The sequence below is a fragment of the Paraburkholderia sp. BL9I2N2 genome (assembly GCF_004339745.1).
Lineage (GTDB): Bacteria > Pseudomonadota > Gammaproteobacteria > Burkholderiales > Burkholderiaceae > Paraburkholderia.
The window spans coordinates 1,624,735-1,646,448 of record NZ_SMGP01000002.1 but is presented as its reverse complement, the minus strand read 5'-3'; the positions used below and the strand labels follow the sequence as shown (position 1 = coordinate 1,646,448).

Genomic DNA, 21,714 nt, shown 5'->3' with positions numbered 1-21,714 from the left:
TTGCATAAGTGTTGCGGTGGCGGCCACGCTGTTCTCCAACTCGTCTGCGCATGCGCAAGGCAGTGGCAGCGTCGCGCCTTCAGCGGGCACGAGTCATCCAGTTCACCCGAACACCGCACAAGCGCAGCAGCAAACCTGTACACCGCTCGCCGACAACCCGATCGTCTCGCAAGCGAGTCCGTCGCTGCCCGCACAGCCGAAGCGCATCGTCGTCCTCGAATTCATGTTCGCCGAAGACCTCGCGGCGGTCGGCATCACGCCGGTGGGCATGGCCGATCCCGAGTATTACCCGGTATGGATCGGCTACGACAACGCACGTCTGGCGACGGTGCCCGATATCGGCACGCGGCAGGAGCCGAGTCTCGAGGCGATTGCCGCGGCCAAACCGGATCTGATCCTCGGCGTCGGTTTGCGACATGCACCGATTTTTGCGGCACTCGAACGCATCGCGCCGACCGTACTGTTCAAGTACGGCCCGAACTTTAGCGAAGACGGCGCCCGCGTCACGCAGCTCGATTGGGGCCGCAAGATTTTGCGCACCATCGGCTGTCTCACGGGACGCGAGGAGGCGGCGCGCGCCGTCGAAGCCAAGGTCGACGCAGGTTTCGCCCGCGACGCGCAGCGTCTCGCCGACGCAGGCCGTCGTGGCGAACAGGTCGCGTGGTTGCAGGAATTGGGCTTGCCGGACCGTTACTGGGCATTCACCGGCAACAGCACGGCGGCGGGCGTCGCGCATGAGCTCGGGCTCAACTTGTGGCCCGCCGAAGCGACTCGCGAAGGCACGGCGTACGTGAGTTCGGAAGATCTATTGAAGAAGCCGAAGCTGACCGTGCTGTTCGTCAGCGCGACTGAAACGGATGTTCCGCTTGCCACCAAACTCGATTCGCCGATCTGGCGTTTCGTGCCGGCTCGCAGCGCGGGGCGCGTTGGGCTGGTCGAGAGGAATATCTGGGGCTTTGGTGGGCCGATGTCGGCGCTGCGGCTTGCGGATACGATGACTGATACGTTGTTGTCGTTGCCGCCACCCGCAGTGAAGAAATAAGCGGCTTCTATTGAGACTTGCTGAGCGCCTGAACAATGGCGTCCAGCAAGTCTATTCACCTCATCATCCCATCGTACCGTTGGCCACCGCCGGCTTCAGCACCGCTTGTGCCGAACCATGCGTCTCACTGACGATACTGCCATTCTCCAGCTTCAACACCCGATCCGCGAGATGGAAGTACCGGTCATCATGGCTGATCACCAGCACGGTCTTACCGCGCGAGCGCAGTTCCGGCAGCAGTTGTTCATAGAACACCGCTTTGAACTGCGGGTCCTGATCCGCGGCCCATTCGTCGAACAGATAGAACGGCCGGTCTTCCAGATACGCGACCACCAACGCCAGGCGTTTGCGCTGGCCAGTGGAAAGCGCTCGCGTAGAGAACGCACCGTTCACCACCTGTACCTTGTGATCGAGCGCGAGCTTCGCGACCAGCGCGTTGGCACGGGCATCCGCCTGCGCGCGCGAGGCGTCGTTCGGATCGACGATGCCGAGCAGCGCGTCGAACAGATGGAAATCGTTGAACACGGCCGTGAAGCGCTGACGATAGGCGGCGCGTTCAGCTAAGCCGACCGGCTTGCCGTCCAGTTCGATCGTACCGTCTTCGGGTTCATAGAGACCGGTCAGCACTTTCGCGAGCGTCGTCTTGCCGCTGCCGTTGCCGCCCACGATGAACACCAGCTCGCCGGGCCTGAAGGTCAGATTGACCGGCCCGACGCGGAACATCCGCTCGTCGCGTTCATGAAAGTACGAGTGCGTGACATTGCTGAGCGTGAGCGTGCGATACGGCGCGTGCGAAGCGTTTTCATCGGGCGGCGGCGAGGTGCGCAGCGCGCCGAATTCGCCCATCACCTTCTCGATGCGATCGAGCGAGACGCGCGCCGCATTCAGCGTCGGCACGTTGTTGAGCAGACCGTCCAGCGGCAGCAGCATGAACAGGAACACCACCACGTAGCCCGATGCCGACGGCGCATCGGCGTGCACGCCGAGTGCCGGCCAGAACGCGGCGACGCCCAGAAACACATAAAACAGGAACACGATCCAGCCGACCCCGACCGCATAGGCGCTGAACGCCTTACGCCGATGGTCGCGCACTTCGTCGATGGCCGAGCCGAGTTGGCCGTCCACGAACTGACGCGAACGCGCCTGATGCAGCTTCAGTTCCTTCGCGCCGGTGAAGAGCGCGCCGAGATAGCCGAACAGTTTGTCCTGCGAGCGGCCCGCGGCTTCGAGCGAGGCGATCGCGCGTTTGTCGCCGGCGTGATAGCCGAGCGAGCCGACCAGGATCGCGGCCACCGCGAGCAGGCAGACCGGCCACGACAGCCACGCCAGATAACCGAGGCAGCCGAACACGATCGAGCCATGCATCACCAGATTGGGCAGCGCGAAGAACAGCATCGACACGTTGGTGGCGTCGTCGGTCAGTACGGACTGCACGGGCGCCGCGCCGATACGTTCGACATCGCGCAACTCGGCTTCGGCGACGCGCCGCGCGACGTGTTCGCGCAACTGCGCCATCGTGTCCTGCGAGAGGCGCGCGAACAGCACGCCGGTGATCACGCGCGTGACGAGCGCGACGACCGCGCACAACGCGAAGCGCATCGCGAGCGACATATCGGCGGCGCCCGGTTGTGAGAGCGCGCGGCTAAGTGTCGCCACGAGCAGCACGCTGGCGATGCCGTTCAGCACGCAGGCCGTCAAGGCGATCGCGAAGGAACCGCGAGAGCGCTTGAGCAGCGCCACGATCAGGCGCATGGCGGGTTTGCCCGCAGGGTTGGAGGGAGGTGAAGCAGACGAGGGTGGCGCGTCGTAGCGCTCGTTGGCAGCGGTCATCGGCAATGTGTCGCAGTGGGTCGCAAATGGATCGGCGAATGGCGGCGCATGCGGGCATGTGGCCATTCAGCGGGGCGCAAAGACACGCCCCTCGCCTGATAGACGAATGGGCGAAGCAAACATTTACCGTGCGCGTTCCTCTGCCACGTCAAAAAGATGCAGTCCAAATAAAAACAACGCACGCGGTAAAGATTTGCGATCGCGGATCGTCACACCAATGAAGCGGCCCATTGCGGCCTGCGACTTGGCCTATGCGGCCAGTTCTAACGGATTTCATGCCCATGACGAGCTTCCCGATTGCGTTGCACCACCAGATCCGCGCCATGGCGCGCATCGATCCCGATGCGCCCGCGCTGGCGTCCTTCACGCCGCATACCGTGCGGCTGACGCGCGGCGAACTGGACAGTCGCGCGGCGCGCCTTGCCGCAAGACTGCGCGCGGCGGGTGTGACGACTGAAGTGCGCGTGGGTGTTTGCGTCGCGCGTTCCTGCGATCTGTTCGTCGCATTGCTCGCTGTATTGAAGGCGGGCGGCGTGTTCGTCGCGCTCGATCCGCGTCATCCGGCGGCGCGCCTCGATTGGGTCGCGCGGGATGCGGGGCTCGTGCACGGCATCGTCGACGGGTCCGCGGATGCGGCGATGCGTGCGCGTTTCACGCAATGCTTCGACGTTGCAAGCGCTGCTGCGACAGATGTGGCGGCGCCTCGTTTCGACGGCGATGCAGAAGACACGCCGGTGCATCCGCGCGCGGCGGCCTACATGATCTACACGTCGGGGTCGACCGGCACGCCGAAAGCCGTGGCCGTCGAACACGGGCCGCTTGCCGCGCACGGTGAAGCGCTCGCTGACTCGTTGCCGATCGGTGCCAATGACCGCGTGCTGCATTTCGCATCGGTCAATTTCGACGTCTCGATCGAAGCGTGGTTAGTACCGCTTGCCGTCGGCGGCAGCGTGGTGATCAGTGATCCACCGCCGTTCGCGCCGGAAACCACGCATGCGTTCATGCTGCGTGAAGGCGTCACCAATACGACGCTGCCGCCCGCTTATGTGCGCGAGTTCGCGAACGTTTGCGAGCGCCTCGGCGTGCCGCCTTCGCTGCGCACGCTGCTGTTCGGCGGCGAAGCGATGTCGCAAGACAGTTTCGACGAGATTCGCCGCGTGTTCCCGTCGGTGCGTCTCGTCAACGGCTATGGACCGACCGAGGCGGTGATCTCGCCGATGTTGTGGCCCGTCGATCCGGGCATGACACCGGCACTCGAGGACGGCAATGGTTTTGCTTCGCTGCCGATCGGTTGGCCGATCGGGCGACGCGTGGCGCGCATCGACGGCGCGGCGCAGCAAGGCGAAAGCGGCGAACTGCTGCTCGGCGGCGTGTGTCTCGCGCGCGGCTATCACGGCCGCGCCGCACTGACGGCTGAACGTTTTCTGCCGGATCCGACTGGCGAACCGGGCGAACGGATTTACCGCACCGGCGACCTCGCGCGTGAACGCGCGGACGGCTCGTTCGATTATCTCGGCCGCATCGACGATCAGGTTCAGGTGCGCGGCGTGCGCGTCGAACCCGGCGAGATCGCGGCTTGTCTGCTGACGCATCCGGCAGTGGCCGACGCGAGTGTGCTGGCCGAATCTGCTCATGGCCGAACGCAACTGATCGCATGCGTCGTGCTGCAAGACACACTCGACGATGCCGCGCTGCAAGCGCATCTCGCCGCGCATTTGCCGCAGGCGTGGATGCCGCATCGTTTGGTGCGCTTCGAGCGCCTGCCGTATACGTTGAACGGCAAGCTCGATCGTGCCGCGTTGCGCGACTTCATTGCCACGATGCCGGCTGTCGTCGATGCGAATCACGTCGCGCCTCGAACCGCCACTGAAACGCGCCTCGCCACGCTTTGGCAAAGCCTGTTGAACGACCCTGCGCCGATCGGCTGCGACGACCGCTTCTTCGCACGTGGCGGCGATTCGCTAGCAGCGATGCAGTTGCAGGCGGCGATCCGCATCGAATGGCGCGTGAATCTACGGCTCGACGCGTTGTTCGACGATCAACCGCTCGAAGCGCTGGCCCGTCTGATCGATGCCAGCGAGACTGAAACGTCGATGGGTTCGCATGCCATCACTGTGGTGCGGACCGCCGATGCGCCGTTCATGGATCGTGCCGCGTCGTTCGCTCAACAGCGGTTCTGGGTGCTCGCGCAAACACAGGACGCCGGCGCGGCTTATCACGTTGCCGTGCAATGGGATGTGCAAGGCGCACTCGATATCGGCACGCTGCAACGCGCGCTCGATTGTTTGATCGCGCGTCATCAGGCGTGGCGAACGACGCTGGTCGAGTCCGACGACGGCATCGTCGTGCAACGCATTCATGCCCGCTTACCGGTTGCGATTGCGCAAATCGACTTGCGCGGCGCCGGCGACGCCGAGCGTGCATCGCGCCTGGTGGCGTTCACGGAACAGCATGTCAGCGGACCTTTCGATCTGTCGAAAGGTCCGCTGGTGCGGGCCGCGCTCGTTACGCTCACTGACGACACGCAGCGCTTCCTGTTGACCGCGCATCATTCGATCAGCGACGGCTGGAGTTCGCGCTGTGCGTTCGGAGAACTGCGCGCCGCCTACGCCGCTTTCGCGACGGGAAACGAGCCGCAATTGCCCGCGCTGACGGTGCAGTACGCCGACTACGCGCAATGGCAACGCGACTGGCTCGCGGCCGGCGAAGGCGAAAGGCAACTGGCGTACTGGCGCGACGCATTGCGCGACGCGCCCGAAGCTCTAGCACTGCCGCTAGACCGGCCGCGCTCGCCGGAGCACGACTATCGCGGGGGCCGCCTCACGCTGCGTTTGCCCGTGGCGCTATCCGAAGCCGTGCGCGAAACGGCGCGACGCGCGCAGGCATCGCCGTTCACGGTGCTGCTTGCCGCCTTCGACGCCTGGCTTTACCGATTGACCGGCGCGACCGATGTCGTCGTGGCCGCGCCGATCGCGCATCGGCAGCGGGCGGAGACTGCGCCGCTGGTAGGTCTTTTCCTCAACACGCTTGCGCTGCGCGCGCGCGTGGCGCCGGACCAATCGTTCGCTGCGTTGCTCGACGGTGTACGCCGTTCCGCGTTCGATGCGTTCGCGCATCAGGATGTACCGTTCGATCAGGTGCTCGACGCCGTCAAGCCGCCGATGCGGCGCGGCGATGCCTGGCTGAAGGTCAAGTTCGCGCAGCAGTTCGATCTGGAACTGTCGGCTGAATTGCCTGGCGCTTCGGTGCGCATGTCGCCGGGGCTGGACCTCGCCGCCCGCTTCGACTACGCGCTCGATTTCACGGACGACCCGCGTGGCATCGAGCTTGTCGTCGCTTATGCGCTCGACGGTATCGACGAACGGACTGCGCATGCATGGCTGCACAGTTACGCCGCGCTCGTCGCCGATGCCGTGCGCGATCCGCAGCGTGCGATTGCCGAACTGGACTGCGCGGATAGCGCCGACTATCGCGCCGCGCGGCGTGGCCGCGAGTTGAAGCCGGCGGCTGACAACGTGCTCGCGCTGTTCGCGCGGCATGCGCGTGAAACACCGCATCGCGTGGCGCTCGCGGATGCCGATACGCAGCTGACGTATGCCCAAGTCGACGCAGCGTCGAACCGTATCGCGTTCGCTTTGCGGGAGCGTGGGGTAAGTGCAGAGCAACCGGTGGCCGTGTGTATCGAACGGTCGGTGCGCTTTGCCGCCGCGCTGATTGGCGTGATGAAGTCCGGTGCGTACGTCGTACCGCTCGATCCTGCCGCGCCGCATGAGCGTCTGACGGCTTCGGTTCAGGCGTGTGGCGCGCGGTGGATCCTGACAACAAGTAAAGACGTCACGACTGTAGGCGCAGCGACCGCGCTCGATTTCGATACGCTCACGCAAGCGTCATCGTCGGCGAGCGTGGGTGACACGACCGCAACCGCATCGCACACGCCCCCGTTGGCGAATCAAGCCGCCTACCTGATCTTCACCTCGGGCTCGACCGGCACGCCGAAAGGCGTGGTCATCTCGCATGGCGCACTGGCCGACTACGTCGAGGGCATGCTGGACGAACTCGCATTCGCCGCCAACGCATCCATGGCAATGGTCTCCACCGTCGCTGCCGACCTCGGCCATACGACGCTATTCGGCGCGCTGTGCTCGGGCCGCACGCTGCATCTGCTGCCTGCGCAATGCGCGTTCGATCCCGATCGCTTCGCGTACGAAATGCGCACGCGCAACGTCGGCATTCTCAAGATCGTGCCGAGTCACCTGCACGCGCTGCTCGACGCGCAACATCCGGCCGATGTGCTGCCCGCGCATGCGCTGGTGACAGGCGGCGAAACGCTGCCTTGGTCGCTGGTCGAGCGAATCGCGGTAATCAAGCCGGCCTGCCGCGTCATCAATCACTATGGCCCGACCGAAGCAACGGTGGGCGCGTTGACGTGCGACACGTCTTCGTCAGCGCAAGCCGCAGTGCATGCGCTGAGCGCGCACGCCGTGCCGCTCGGGCTGCCATTGCCGAACGCCTATGCCTGTGTGCTCGACAGCCACGGCGCGAGCGTGCCGCCGGGCGCAATCGGCGAGTTGTATCTCGGCGGACCGGGTTTGGCGCGCGGCTATCTGAATCGCGCCGCCGCGACCGCCGAGCGTTTCGTACCGAATCCATTCGCGCCGGGCGAGCGTCTTTACCGAACGGGCGACCGCGTGAGACTGCGCGCAGATCATCGTCTGGATTTTCTGGGCCGGCTGGACGATCAGGTAAAGATTCGCGGCTACCGCGTCGAACCTGGCGAGGTCAGTGCGGCACTGCGCGCACTCGACGGCATCGCTCAAGCCGAAACACTTGCTGTCGAGCATGAAGGGCGTTTGCGTTTGGCATCGTTCGTCACGTTGACGAGCGGTGCGCGCTTCGACGAAGCCGCATTACGCGCGGCATTGAGCGCCCGTTTGCCGGACTACATGGTGCCGGCCGTGTTGCAGCGTGTCGCCACCTTGCCTGTGACCGCCAACGGCAAGGTGGACCGCGCGGCATTGCGGGCGCTGGCGGCTGCACCGGCGCCGCTGGTGGCCACGGGCGATGCGCCGCAAGGCGCAACGGAAGAAGTCCTCGCCGCCGTCTGGATGGACGTGCTCAAAGCCGAACGCGTAGGCCGCGACGACAACTTCTTCGAGCTGGGCGGCGATTCGATTCTGGTGTTGAAGGTGATCGCCCGTTCGCGCAAGCGCGGCGTGCGCTTTACGCCGAAGCAACTGTTCGATGCGCCCACGCTCGCGCAACTCGCGCGTGTCGCGACGACGGTGGATGTTGCTGCACAACAGGCTGCACCGGGCGCATCGAAGGCGCAAGCCGCACCGTCCAAACTTGAGCAGTCCGCCGCGCTCACACCTGCGCAACTGCGTTTCTTTGCACTGGAGATTCCGCGGCGTGGCCACTGGAATCAATCCATCGAACTCGACACGCAAGCGCCTTTTGACTTCGACGCTTTCGCGCGCGCATTCGAAACGCTGCTGACACACCACGAAATTTTCCGCCAGCGTTTCACACCGGTTGGTGCGCAAGGCGAATGGCGACTGACTTTGGCCGAGCGCGCATTCGAAACACTGCCGCTCGCCGCAGTTTCCGCACGCGACGAAGCCGACGCGCTAGCCCAATTCGACGCATTGCAAAGCACGCTCGATCTGACGCACGGCCCGCTCGTCTGCGCATTGGCCGCGCTGCTGCCCGACGGCACGACGAAGCTCTATCTGGCGATCCACCACATCATCGTCGACGGCGTGTCGTGGCGTGTGCTGCTGGATGATCTCGACGCCGCCTATCGCGCCGCTTGCGAGCGCCGCAGCGTGCGACTCGCATCGACGGGAACGAGTGCGCAGGAATGGGCGGCACGGTTGGCACGCGCCGCGCTCGACATCACGAACTCTCCGTTTGCCGCCGAACTGCCGTACTGGACCGCGCTCGCCGCGCCGTACGACGATCTGCCGCTCGACCGTCCGCAAGCCAAGGCGAGCAACGCCGACGCGCAATCCGTGATCCAGACCATCGACGCCGATCTGACGCGGGCCGCGTTGACGGAAGCGAATGCCGCTTACCGTACGCAGATGATCGAACTGCTGATCGCGGCGCTGGCGCAATCGCTCGATATGCCTGTGTGCCGTATCGAACTCGAAGGCCACGGCCGCGAGGCTTTGTTCGACGACGTCGACGTCAGCCGTACGCCCGGCTGGCTCACGAGTCACTATCCGGTGCAGTTCACGCTTGAAAGCACGCCGGTGGCCACGCTCAGCGCGGTCAAGGACACACTGCGCGCGGTGCCGAACAAAGGCCTCGGCTTTGGCGTGCTGCGCCACTACGGCGACACGGCGACGCGCGCCGCGCTCGCGGCCGTGCCGCGCCCGCATGTGACCTTCAACTATCTCGGCCAGTTCGACGCGCCGCGCGATGCGGCGCTCGTGCCGCGTTTCGGCGGCGCGGGCTGCGAGCGTGATCTAGCGGGGCCGATCGGCAATGCGTTGGCGATCCACGCCTATATCGACGGCGACGCCACGCGCACGCTCAAAGTCCATTGGGTCTACGGCGCGACGCAATTCGAGCGCGCCACGGTGGAAGCCATCGCGCAGCGCTTCGAAAGTGCGCTCGCGGACTTGACCGCCGCATGTGCGGCGCGTCTTGCGCAACGCGGCGGTGGCGCAACGCCAGGCGACTATCCGCTCGCGCGCGCGGGCGGTTTGACGCAGGCCGCGCTGGAGCGCGTGCCGCTCGACTTGCGCACCATCGACGACATCTATCCGCTTTCGCCGATGCAGCACGGCATTCTGTTCCATTCGCTGTTCGCGCCGGAGCAATCGACCTATGTGAATCAACTGGTCGCGACGTTGATCGAGCCGGACGTGGAACGCCTGCGCGCGGCATTCGAAGCCGCCGTGCCGCGCCACGACATTCTGCGCACGAGCTTCACGCCGGTCGAAGCGACGCCGATGCAGTTCGTGCATCGCCAGGCGCGCATGCCGGTGGAGATTCTCGATTGGCGCGAGCGCGGTGCGGATGCGCATGATGCATTCGAAAGCTGGCTCAGCGCCGACCGTGCGCGCGGTTTCGATCTGACCTCGCCGCCGTTGATGCGCGTCGCGCTGATCCGCATCACGGACGACGCGTGGCGTCTCGTCTGGACGCGTCACCATTTGCTGCTCGACGGCTGGAGCACGGCGCGTTTCTTTGCCGACGTGCTGCGCGACTATATCGAGCCGTCGCGTCCGCAACCCTTCGCGGCGCCCGCGAAGACGCGCTATCGCGACTTCATCGCGTGGCTGGCCGCGCGCGACTCAGAAAGCGAGCGCGCCTTCTGGTTGCAACGTCTTGCATTGCTCGAAGAACCGACGCTGGTTGCCGAACGTGAATCCGCGAGCCACCGCGAGCCGCAGCATTTCACGCGGCGTGAGTCGCTTGACGCGGCGACGATGGCACGTCTCACCGACACCGCGCGCCGTCTGAAGGTCACGGTCAACACGATGGTGCAGGGTGCATGGGCGCTCGCCTTGCAGCGGATGACGCATCACACTGCCGTCGCTTTCGGCGCGACCGTCGCCGGCCGTCCTGATGCCTTGCCGGACGTCGACACCGTGCTCGGTCTTTTCATCAACACACTGCCGGTGATTACCGCACCGCTGCCGCAACGCCGCGCATCGGCATGGCTGCACGATTTGCAGCGTGACAATGCCGCGGCTGCGGAGCACGCACATACGCCGCTGTACGAAATCCAGCAATGGGCCGGCCAAGGCGGTGGCGCATTGTTCGACACGCTGCTCGTGTTCGAAAACTATCCCGTGGATGAAGCATGGCAAGGGCGCGACGAGCGCGCGCTCAAGCTGCGTGAGTTGCGCAATATCGAAGCGACGGATTTCGCGCTCACGCTGGTAATCGAAGCGGGTGCCACGCTCACGATCGACTACGGCTACGATGCCGCGCAACTCGATGAGACGCGCGTCGCCACATTGCATCGCGTGTTTGCCGCGTGCCTTGCGGGCTTGACTGCCGATCCGGACGCAACGCTCGGCACGATTTCAATTTCCACCGCCGACGATCTGACCACGCTGGCCCGCTTCAACTCGACCACGCAAGGGTGGCCGCACGCGCAACAGCAGGCGCTGCATCGCCAGTTCGAACAGAAGGCGCTGGCGTCGCCGGATGCTATCGCGCTCGAATTCGTCGACCCGCAAGGGCACACGCAGCAGATGACCTACGGCGAGCTCGATGCGAACGCCGATCGCGTCGCCGCCTCGCTCATCGAAGCCGGCGTTCGCGCGGACACGGCGGTGGCGCTGTGCGTCGAGCGATCGTTCGACATGGTCGTGGCGCTGATCGGCGTGCTCAAAGCGGGCGCGGCTTATCTGCCCATCGATCCCGACTATCCGGCGGACCGCATCGCGTATCTGCTCGGCGACGCGAAGCCCGCAGTCGTGCTGACACAGCCGCATCTGCTGGAACGCCTCGCGGCAGCGGTCGACAGCACACGCGCAAAAGTCCTGACCGTCGACGCACTACGCGGCGCCGACTTTACGCTCAGCGCTCCCGTGGCAGTCTCGCCCGATCAGCTTGCTTACCTGATCTACACGTCTGGTTCGACCGGCAAGCCGAAGGGCGCGGGCAATACGCATCGCGCGCTGGCAAACCGCATTGCGTGGATGCAGGACGCGTATCGACTCGATGCCAACGATGTCGTGTTGCACAAGACGCCGTTCGGTTTCGACGTGTCGGTGTGGGAATTCGTGTGGCCGCTCGCCGTCGGCGCGAAGCTCGCGATTGCGGCGCCCGGCGACCATCGCGATCCGGCGCGCCTCGTCGCGGCAATCGAAACACACCGTGTCACGACGCTGCATTTCGTGCCGTCGATGCTCGCGGCCTTCGTCGCTCATCTGGAAGACTTTCACGCCGCGGTGCGCTGCGCGAGCGTCGAGCGGATCGTCGCCAGCGGCGAAGCGCTCGCGCCGGAACTAGTGGCTCGCGTCGCAAAACAATTGCCCCACGCGCGGCTCTACAACCTCTACGGCCCCACTGAAGCCGCCATCGACGTTTCGCACTGGACATGCGGCGCGCGTGATGCAGACGCGGCGTCCGTGCCGATCGGTCATCCGATTGCGAACGTGCAACTGCACGTGCTCGACGCGGCGTTGCAACCGCTGCCGCAAGGCGCGATCGGCGAACTGTACCTGGGCGGCGTCGGACTGGCGCGCGGTTACCTTGGCCGTGCTGCGTTGACGGCGGAACGCTTCGTTCCCGATCCGTTCTCGCATGGTGCGCGGCTTTACCGAACCGGCGACCTCGCCCGCCGCCGCGCAGATGGAGCACTCGACTATCTCGGCCGCATGGATACGCAGGTGAAGTTACGTGGCCAGCGCATCGAGCCCGGCGAAATCGAAGCGCTGTTGCGTGCGGCGCCGGGCGTGCATGACGCCGTGGTGATCGTGCGTGACGAGCAATTGATTGGCTACGTGGCGCGCGGCGCGGACAACGCGCTCGACACGCAGGCGCTGCTCGATGATTTGCGCGCGCAACTGCCGTCATACATGGTGCCTTCGTATCTGATCGCGATGGATGCACTGCCGGTCACGCCGAACGGCAAATGCGACCGTCACGCGCTGCCGGCTCCCGTGCGCGGTACGGCCCCGGAAAACGCCGTCTGCGTGGCCGCCACCGAGACCGAGCGTGAACTCGCCGGGATCTGGAGACGGGTGCTGCGTGTCGACACGATTGGCCGCGACGACGACTTCTTCGCGCTGGGCGGTCACTCGCTGCTCGCGACACAAGCCAACGCGCAGGCGAATCTGCACTGGACGCTGATTCTGCCGCTGCGCACCTTGTTCGACGAACGCACTTTGCAGCGCTGTGCCGCCGCGATCGATCGCGCGCTTGCCGAGCGCGGTGCACACGGCGCGGGTGATACCGCGAGCGCGATCGATGCACTTCTCGACGAATTCGAGCTGCAATAAGCCCAATTCGCCGCCCAATACGCCGCCCAACACGTCGATCCGTCGACCAGCCGACCCGTACTGAGACAACCCAGCATGACCACTGCCAAACCGGATCTGCTTTCCCTCGCGTCACGCTTCGCGCTGTTGCCGGATGCGCAGCGCAAGGCCTTTCTCACGAAGCTCGACGCCGCCGGCATCGACTTTCGCGTGCTGCCGATTCCACCGCGCGCCGAGCGCACGGCGAGCGTGCCGGCTTCGTTTGCGCAAACGCGTTTGTGGCTGCACGCGCGGATGATCGATGAACCGGCGGCGTATCACATCACCGAACGCTTACGGCTCGACGGCGCGCTCGATGCCAATGCGTTGCGTCTTTCGTGCGATGCGCTGATCGCGCGTCACGAAGCGCTGCGTACGACCTTCACCGAAAGCGGCGACGGCGTGTTGCAAACGGTGCATGCGCCATCTCGCTGCCCGTGGCACGCGAGTGACGTGAGCGCATTGCCCGCGGATCAGCGCGAGACGCGCGCCGCCGACATCGCACGCGCCGACGAAGCGAAGTCCTTCGATCTGTCGCTCGGGCCGTTGATGCGCGCGCACCTGATTCGTCTCGACGCGACCACGCACTGGCTCGCGCTGACGACGCATCACATTGTCTCCGACGGCTGGTCCGCGGACGTGATACTGGCCGAACTGGCGTCGTTTTATCGCGCGTATGCGAAGAGCGAAGCGGTGTCGCTCGCGCCGTTGCCGATCCAGTACGCCGACTTCGCGCTGTGGCAGCGCCGCTGGCTCGACGCGGGAGAACGTGAGCGCCAGTTGGCGTTCTGGCGCGAACGGCTGGATGCGAATCGCGACGTGCTGATGTTGCCAGGCGCCGCACCGCGTCTGGCGCAGCGCAGCGCGCGTGGTGCAAGGCATCGGTTCCTTATCGATGCCGCGCTCGCGCAGCAAGTAAAGACACTGGCCAATGCGCAGCGCGCGACGCCGTTTGCCGTCTTGCTGGCGGCATTGAGTGCTTTGCTCGCGCGCTCGTCGGGTGAAACGCAGATTCAGATCGGTGTACCCGCGGCGAATCGCGAGCGCGGCGAAGTGGCCGGGCTCGTCGGCTTCTTCGTGAACACGCTCACGCTGGCCGCGCCGGTTCCCGCAGCGCAGTCGTTTGCTCGGTTGGTCGGCGCGACGCAGCAAACGCTGATCGACGCCCAATCGCATCAGGACGTGCCGTTCGAACAGGTGGTCGAAGCGCTCGGCGTGGTGCGCAGCGCGAGTCATCATCCGCTGTTTCAGGTGATGGCCGCTTATGGCGCGCGGCGCCGTCTGCCGTCGCTCGCGGAAGTGCGCATGACGGAGTTGCCGTCGGGTGCGCCGTTTGCCAAATTCGATTTGACGTTGAGCTTCGAGGAACGGGACGACGGTTCGATCGATGCCTACTTCATCTACGCGCTCGACCTGTTCGACGCCGATGCGATAGAGCGCCTCGCTGCGCGATTCATCGAGTTGCTGTGGAATGCCACGGCAGCACCGGCCACCGCAGTGGGAGATTTGCAATGGCTGCCGCAAGCGGAGCGTGCACAACTCGACGCGTGGAATAGCACGGCGCTCCCGCATGAGACGGGATTCAGGCCGGTGCATCAGCGCGTGGCCGACCACGCTAGCGCGCGGCCGGACGCGCGGGGCGTCGCGGATATGCATCGCTCGCTCACGCGCGGCGAAGTGGATGCGCAAGCCGCGCATTTGGCGCAACGCCTCGTCGCGGCCGGGGTGAGTGCGGAGATGCGGGTCGGCGTGGCGCTGAGCCGGTCGGTGAACCTGCTGGTCGGTCTGATCGCCGCGCTGAAATCGGGCGGTGCGTTCGTGCCGCTGGACCCGAGCCATCCGCGTGAGCGTCTTGCACAGATTCTCGACGATGCGCAGATCACGCACGTCATCACGGAACGCGCGAGTCTCGCCGCGTTGCCGGAGTCGGATCGTCTGCGGTTGTGGCTGATCGACGAGGAACCGCAAGCTGACGAACCCTCGGCGGCGGATGTCGAGTTGCCGCGTGTGTCGCCGCACCAGGCGGCGTATGTGATCTATACGTCGGGCTCGACGGGCAAGCCGAAGGGCGTGGTGGTCGATCACTGTTCGTTTGCATTGCATTGCGCCGCGATCGCGGAGCGCTACGGCGCAGGCGAGCGTGACGTGTTCCTGCTGTTCCAGTCGGTCAATTTCGACGGCGCGCATGAAGGCTGGTTCTCGCAGTACATGTCGGGCGCGGCCGTGGCGATCACGGCGGACACGCTGTGGCCGCCCGCGCAAACCTGCCGGATGATGGTGCGCGAAGGCGTGACCATGACCTACGTGCCGCCCGGTTGCGCGACCCAACTCGCCGAGTGGGCACTCGCGCACGGTGCGCCGCCGAGCTTGCGTTCGCTGACGGTGGGCGGTGAAGCCACCTCGCGTGAAGCGTTCGCGCTGATGCGCCGGGCGTTTCCGAATGCGCGCATCGTCAACGGTTATGGGCCGACTGAAACCGTCATCACGCCGATGCTGTGGATGTTCTATCCGACCGACGACAGTACGAAGCTCGCGGACAGCGCCTATCTGCCGATCGGCACGCTGGTCGGCGCGCGTTCGGCGCATGTGCTCGATTCACGCTTGAATCCGCTGCCGGTCGGCGTGATCGGCGAGTTGTATCTGGGCGGCGAGGGCGTGGGTGTCGCGCGAGGTTATCTCGACCGGCCGGCGCTCACGGCCGAGCGCTTCGTGCCGGATCCGTTCGGCGTGCCGGGCGCGCGACTCTATCGTACAGGCGACCTCGTCAAGCGGCGCGCGGACGGCGTGTTCGACTTTATCGGCCGGGTCGATCATCAGGTGAAGCTGCGCGGCTTGCGGATCGAACTGGGTGAGATCGAAGCGCAACTCGCCGCGCACGACGATGTGCGCGAAGCCGTGGCGATCGTGCATGGCAAGGGTGCGCAAGCGGCGCTGGTCGCGTATGTCGAATTGAGCGCCGAAGCGCGTGAACGCAGCACGCGCACGGATGCGGCCGAACTCGACGCGCATCTGCGTCATACGTTGCCCGACTATATGGTGCCCGCGCATATCGTCGTGCTCGACGCGTTGCCGCGCAATGCCAACAGCAAGGTGGACCGCGCGGCGTTGCCGGAGCCGCAGCGTGTCGCGCGTGCCTATCAGGCGCCCGCAGCGGGACTCGAAACCGCGCTCGCGCAGATTTTCCGCGAAGTGCTGGGTGTGGAGCGTGTCGGCCGCGGCGATCATTTCTTCGAGCTCGGCGGGCATTCGCTCGCGGCGGTTCGTGTAGCGACGCGCGTGGCCGAACGGCTCGCACGCGATGTGCCGGTGCGCACACTCTTCGAAGCGCCGACGCTCGCGCAATACGCGCAGAGGGTGATGGCGGCGGCACGCAGCGAGGCGATGGCCGATGTCGGCAACGAAGCTTCGAGCGGCGCCTCGAATTCACGCCTCGCACCCGATGCGAACGGCGTGCTGCCGCTTTCTTCCGCGCAATTGGGCTTGTGGTTCCTGTGGCGCTCGCAGCCGGATAGCGCGGCCTACAACATTCCTGTTGCGCTGCGTCTGCGCGGCGCGCTCGATGTCGATGCGTTGCGCGAAGCGTTTGCTCAGGCGGCTGCGCGGCATCCGGCGTTGCGTGTGCGGCTCGTTGAACGTGAAGGGCAATTGCCGGGCCAACGAGTTGGCGAGTCGATGTCATTTGAGCTGGGCATGATCGATCTGTCCGGCGATCCGACAGAAGCTGCCCGTGAGCATGCCGCTGTCGCGCTGACCGACGAAGACGCGCTCACGCCATTCCATCTGCTCGACGATGCCCCGCTCTGGCGCGTGCGCTTGGTGCGCCTTGCCGAGCAGGATCACGTGTTGTCGCTGGTCGTGCATCACATCGTGTCGGACGGTCAGTCGATCGATCTATGGCTTGATGATGTACGGACCACTTATGTCGCGATTGTGCGAGGCGCGTCGCCGGCGGTTTCGGTATCGGGATCGCCCTTGCATCAGGAACTGATCCTGCCGGTCGCCGCGCCGCGAGCGCGTCTATCGTTCTGGCGCGATGCGTTGGCGGATGTCCCGTCGCACGTGCTGCCGTCGCCCTCGTCTGGCCGTGCCGCGTCGCCGAGTTGGAGCGCCGGCCGTCTCGCGTTCGAATTCAGCCCGGCGCTCGTGCGCCGCGCCCGCTCGATGGCGCTCGAAGTTCACGCGACGTTGCCGATGTTGTTACACGCCGCGCTGAACGTAGCCTTCTATCGTGCGACGGGCGTCACCGATCAACCGGTCGGCGTTCTCGCCTCGACGCGCGAATTGACAGGCGAGGCCGCGCGCCGCGCGTTGGGACTCTTCATCAACGCCGTTGTCGTGCGCACGCGGCTCGCGAAAACCGACACGCCGGCAACGCTGCTCGCCGAAGTCCGAGACGCCGCGCTCGCCGCCTATGCGCACGCGGACACGCCATTCGCCGACGTGGTGGCGGCATTGCGTGCGCCTCGCACCGAAGCCGGCAATCCTTTGTTCTCAGTGATGTTCAACTACCTGCGCCCGGCGGGAACAGCGGAACGCGACTGGGCCGGCCTCACGCTCGACGACTTCAACGACGTGCGGCATCGAGTGGTGTTCGAACTGGAACTGGATGTGGTCGAGCACGCCGACGGCCGCGTGACCGGCGCTTTTTCGTATGCGAACGAGTTGGTGGACGGCCGCTTTGTCGAGGTACTGACCGCCGACTATCTGGACGTGGTGCAGCAGTTCGTCGATGCGCCGCATGAGCAACTGGGTGCTTCGGCGGCGCGCTTTGCATTGGAGTCCGCAAGCCTCGCGACCGGTGCGCAGGCAAGCACGACATCTCACGACGAAGCATCGCAGCGCGCCCAGGCGCTCGAACAAGTCTGGAGCGATCTCTTCGAGGGCAACACGCCCGCGCATCACGACAACCTGTTCGAGGCGGGCGCGAGTTCATTCGACGTGGTGCGCTTCGTCGATGCCGCGCGAGTAGCCGGCCATGCGCTGGAGATCGCCGACGTATTCGCCGCGCCGACCTTCGCGCAACTGGCGGTGAGGCTCGTCGCGCAGGCGTCGAACGTCGCTGCGTTACGCGACGGCGCGTAGGCCGAGCACAAAACCCGGCAAAAAACGCAGTCAATAAAAAACCGCATCAATCACGAAAGATTTTCACCGGCCTGCGCATCCGGCGCGCCGGCTTCCACCGATAAGGACCTGCGACATGCACAGAGACACTGTATTTGATCTGATCGGAATCGGCTTCGGACCGTCGAATCTCGCGCTTGCCGTGCGGCTCGCCGAAGAGGCCGGCGTGTCGGACCTCGCGCACTGCTTCATCGAGCGCCAGCCGGAATTCGGCTGGCACCGCGGCATGCTGCTCGACGATTGCCGGATGCAGATTTCCTTCCTCAAGGATCTCGTGACGATGCGCGATCCGAAAAGCCGCTTCACGTTCATCAACTATCTCTACGAACGCGGACGTCTGGCGGATTTCGTCAATCTGAAGAACTTCTATCCGACGCGCGTGGAGTTTCACGATTACCTGAGCTGGGTCGCGGCGTCGTTCGACGATCGCGTGAACTATGGGCAGACCGTGACCGGCATCGAAGCAATCAAGAGCGCTGGGAATACGAACGACGTCGAAGCGCTGCGGGTTTTCTCGCGCGACAGCGAAGGCCGTGAATGGCAACGTGTGACGCGGGCGCTCTCGGTCGGCATAGGCGGCGGGCCGCAGGTGCCGGAGGCGTTCGCCGCGCTCGGCACGCACAACATCGTGCATTCGTCGCAGTACCTGACTTCCATCGACCGCGTGGTCGGACCCGCGAGCGGCGCGCAAAAACGCGTGGCGGTGATCGGCGCGGGACAGAGCGCGGCCGAGGTGTTCGTCGATCTGACGCGCCGCTATCCGCACGTTGACGCGAGCCTCATCATTCGTTCGAGCGCGCTGAAACCCGCCGACGACAGCCCGTTCGTCAATGAAATCTTCAGCCCCGCCTTTACCGATATCGTCTACGCGCAGCCGCGCGACGGCCGCCGTTCGCTGATCGAGCGCTTTCGCGACACCAACTACGCGGTGGTCGACCGTCCGCTGATCGAGCAGATCTATGAAATGCTTTATCTGCAGAACGTGTCCGCCGATGCGCGCCACCGGCTGCTGGCGAACACCGGCATCGAAACGGCAGTGCGCACGGCCGGCGGCCAGATCGAACTCACATTGCGTGACCGTCTGAGCGGTCACGCACGCGCCGAGCAATTCGACGCGCTCGTGCTTGCAACGGGATATCGCCGCGACACCCATTTCGACTTGCTGGAAGGGCTTGCGCCGCATCTTGGCGATGCGCTCGCGCAAGGCAACGTCGAACGCGATTACCGGCTCGCCACGCCGGCGAGCTTCAAGCCGCGCATTTACCTGCAGGGCTGCTGCGAAGACAGTCACGGGTTGTCCGACACGCTGCTGTCGGTGCTCGCGCTGCGCTCAGACGAAATCGCCGCTTCGCTCGCACATCACACATCGCAAGACCGGTCGGCCGGCCGGACACAACAAGCACAAGAAAACGCGACGAGCGTGGGCCGCATGGCCTTCGCTCTTTAATAAAAAGCGGTCTTTTGGCCGCGGAAGAACCTGGAGCATCGAGAGATGGAGTGGGCAATAGGCACGCGCCGGAGTGCAACCGCCGCCGCGGCGAGCGTGGCGTTTTATGCGGCGGCAGCCGCTACCGCACAGGCGCAGCAGTCGGCGCAAACCGGGGGCAACGCGCAGCAGAACACCAGTACGAGCCAAGCGGGCGTGAGGTCGGCCAGTACGCTGGCTTCGATCAGCGTCGAAGGCTCGGCCGACAATGACGACACGGTGGGCCTCGTTGCACGCCGCAGCAGCACCGGCACCAAGACCGACACGCCGCTGAAGGAAATTCCGCAGACGATCAACGTCGTTACCGCACTGCAGATCGAGGAGACCGGCGCGACCAGCATCAACGAGGCGCTGCGCTACATTCCGGGCTTCTCGACCTATGGTGCGGATGTACGCTCCGACTGGTATTCGGTGTTGCGCGGCTTCACGCCGACCGTGTTCGTCGACGGCCTGCAGGTGCCCAATACACTCAATCTCGCGAGCTGGCGTGTCGATCCGTACATGATCGACAGCATCACGGTGCTGCGCGGTCCGACCTCGGTGCTGTACGGCCAGGGCGACCCGGGCGCGATCATCGACGTGCAGAGCAAGCTCGCCAACGGCGAGCGCATTCGCGAAGTGGAAATGCAATTGGGCGACTACGCGCGCAAGCAGATCGCATTCGATGTGGGCGACAAGGTCGATAAGGACGGCACGCTGTCCTATCGTTTCCTCGGCGTGGGACGTGACGGCAATTCGCAGACCGGGCCGAATCCGGAGCAGCGCGTGGCGTTGGCGCCCTCGGTGAAGTGGCAGCCGAACGCGAAGACTTCGCTGACGGTCGAGGCGACTTATCTGCAGGATTGGGGCGACGCATCGAATAACTTCTTGCCGGCGCAAGGCACGATTTTGCCGAATCCGAATGGCAAGATCTCGCCGGACCTGTACACGGGCGATCCGGAGTTTTCGCACTACCGCAAGAAGCAATGGTCGGTGGGTTATCAGTTCGAATACAAGTTCGATCCGGTGTGGACGTTCCGGCAGAACACGCGCTTGATGCATCTCTCGCTCGATCAGGGGCAGGTGTTCGGCGGCGGTCTCGATCCGGCCGATCCGACCGAGGCGTCGCTGCTGCGCTATGTCGGCCTGTACCAGATGAACTACAGCCGCTTCGATGTCGACAATCAGGCGCTGGCCCGCTTCGGCACGGGTCCGCTCGATCATACGGTGCTGCTGGGCTTCGAATACAACCGGCAATCGACCACCGATAGCGAATCGATGGCGACCGGTCCGAGCCTGAACATGTACAACCCGGTGTATACGCCGATCACCAACGCGATCTTCAGCGGACCGGACGCGTTCCCACGCACCGACACGAAGTCGACCATGAATGCGTTCGGCGTGTATGCGCAGGACCAGATCAAGTGGCAACGCTGGGTGCTGACGCTCGGCGGGCGTCAGGACTGGAGCAACACCACGCAGAACGACATCGCCGGAGGCAGCCGCCTCGAACAGAACGATCATGCGTTCTCCGGGCGGGTTGGGCTCGTGTACCTCGGCGATTACGGATTGTCGCCGTACATCAGCTACTCGACGTCGTTCAATCCGCTGGTCGGCGTGAAGATCGCCGGCGGCGGTATTGCCGAGCCGACCAAAGGCAAGCAGATCGAAGCCGGTTTGCGCTGGCAACCGGCCGGCAAGAACCTGATGCTCAGCGCGGCGGTTTATCAGATCAACCAGACCAACGTCGTCACGCCCGACCTCGCTATCGACCCGACCGGCAGCACCAGCGTGCAGACCGGCGAGGTGCGTTCGCGCGGGATCGAGTTGAGCGGCGTGGGCAATGTCACGCGCAACTTCTCGGTGATCGCCGCGTACGTGTATCAGGACGTGAAGAACATCAAGGCCGGCGACGACACGCTCGGCAAGTGGCCGGTGGATATTCCGCGGCCGCGCCAGATGGCGTCGTTGTGGGGCGACTGGACGTGGCATGCCGGGCCGCTGGCAGGTCTCGGCTTTGGTGCGGGCATTCGCTACCAGAGCGGCGCGGCGGGCGCCGCCGACAACTCGCTGTATGTGCCGAGCTACACCGTGTACGACGCGGCGGTTCACTACGAAACGCGCAACTGGCGCTTCGCGGTGAACGGCCAGAACATTTTCAATCGCCGGTTCGTGAGCGGTTGTCAGTCCGTGAATACCTGTTTCTATGGGAATCCACGCACGGTGATCGCAACCGCGAAATACGACTGGTAAGCATGTGGCAATGACTC

The 21,714-nt window shown here is 65.0% G+C and carries 6 protein-coding genes; 5 read left to right on the top strand and 1 reads right to left on the bottom strand.

What is annotated here, in order from left to right; genetic code table 11:
* Positions 1 to 4: 4 nt before the first annotated feature.
* Complete coding sequence (locus B0G74_RS29285; protein ID WP_132379480.1) at positions 5 to 1,042, top strand: iron-siderophore ABC transporter substrate-binding protein; 1,038 nt, start codon at positions 5 to 7, stop codon at positions 1,040 to 1,042.
* A 63-nt stretch (positions 1,043 to 1,105) separates the two neighbouring features.
* Here the strand turns inward: B0G74_RS29285 and B0G74_RS29280 are convergent, their stop codons facing one another.
* Positions 1,106 to 2,872: a cyclic peptide export ABC transporter gene (locus B0G74_RS29280; RefSeq protein ID WP_132378779.1), complete on the bottom strand. Its 1,767-nt coding sequence runs from the start codon at positions 2,870 to 2,872 to the stop codon at positions 1,106 to 1,108.
* Positions 2,873 to 3,153: 281 nt separating this feature from the next.
* On the opposite strand from B0G74_RS29280, the gene B0G74_RS29275 reads away from it, so the two are divergent.
* The 4 genes from B0G74_RS29275 to B0G74_RS29260 all read left to right on the top strand — a co-directional run bounded on the left by B0G74_RS29275 (position 3,154) and on the right by B0G74_RS29260 (position 21,697).
* Positions 3,154 to 12,840, top strand: a complete 9,687-nt coding sequence (locus B0G74_RS29275) for a non-ribosomal peptide synthetase (RefSeq protein ID WP_132378777.1) — start codon at positions 3,154 to 3,156, stop codon at positions 12,838 to 12,840.
* Between the two features lie 75 nt (positions 12,841 to 12,915).
* Positions 12,916 to 17,940: a non-ribosomal peptide synthetase gene (locus B0G74_RS29270; protein WP_132378775.1), complete on the top strand. Its 5,025-nt coding sequence runs from the start codon at positions 12,916 to 12,918 to the stop codon at positions 17,938 to 17,940.
* 115 nt (positions 17,941 to 18,055) lie between these two features.
* Positions 18,056 to 19,426, top strand: a complete 1,371-nt coding sequence (locus B0G74_RS29265) for a lysine N(6)-hydroxylase/L-ornithine N(5)-oxygenase family protein (RefSeq protein WP_132378773.1) — start codon at positions 18,056 to 18,058, stop codon at positions 19,424 to 19,426.
* A gap of 45 nt (positions 19,427 to 19,471) precedes the next feature.
* Entirely contained in the window at positions 19,472 to 21,697 is a 2,226-nt protein-coding gene (locus B0G74_RS29260) for a TonB-dependent siderophore receptor (protein ID WP_132378771.1), read from the top strand.
* The last annotated feature ends 17 nt before the right edge of the window (positions 21,698 to 21,714 follow it).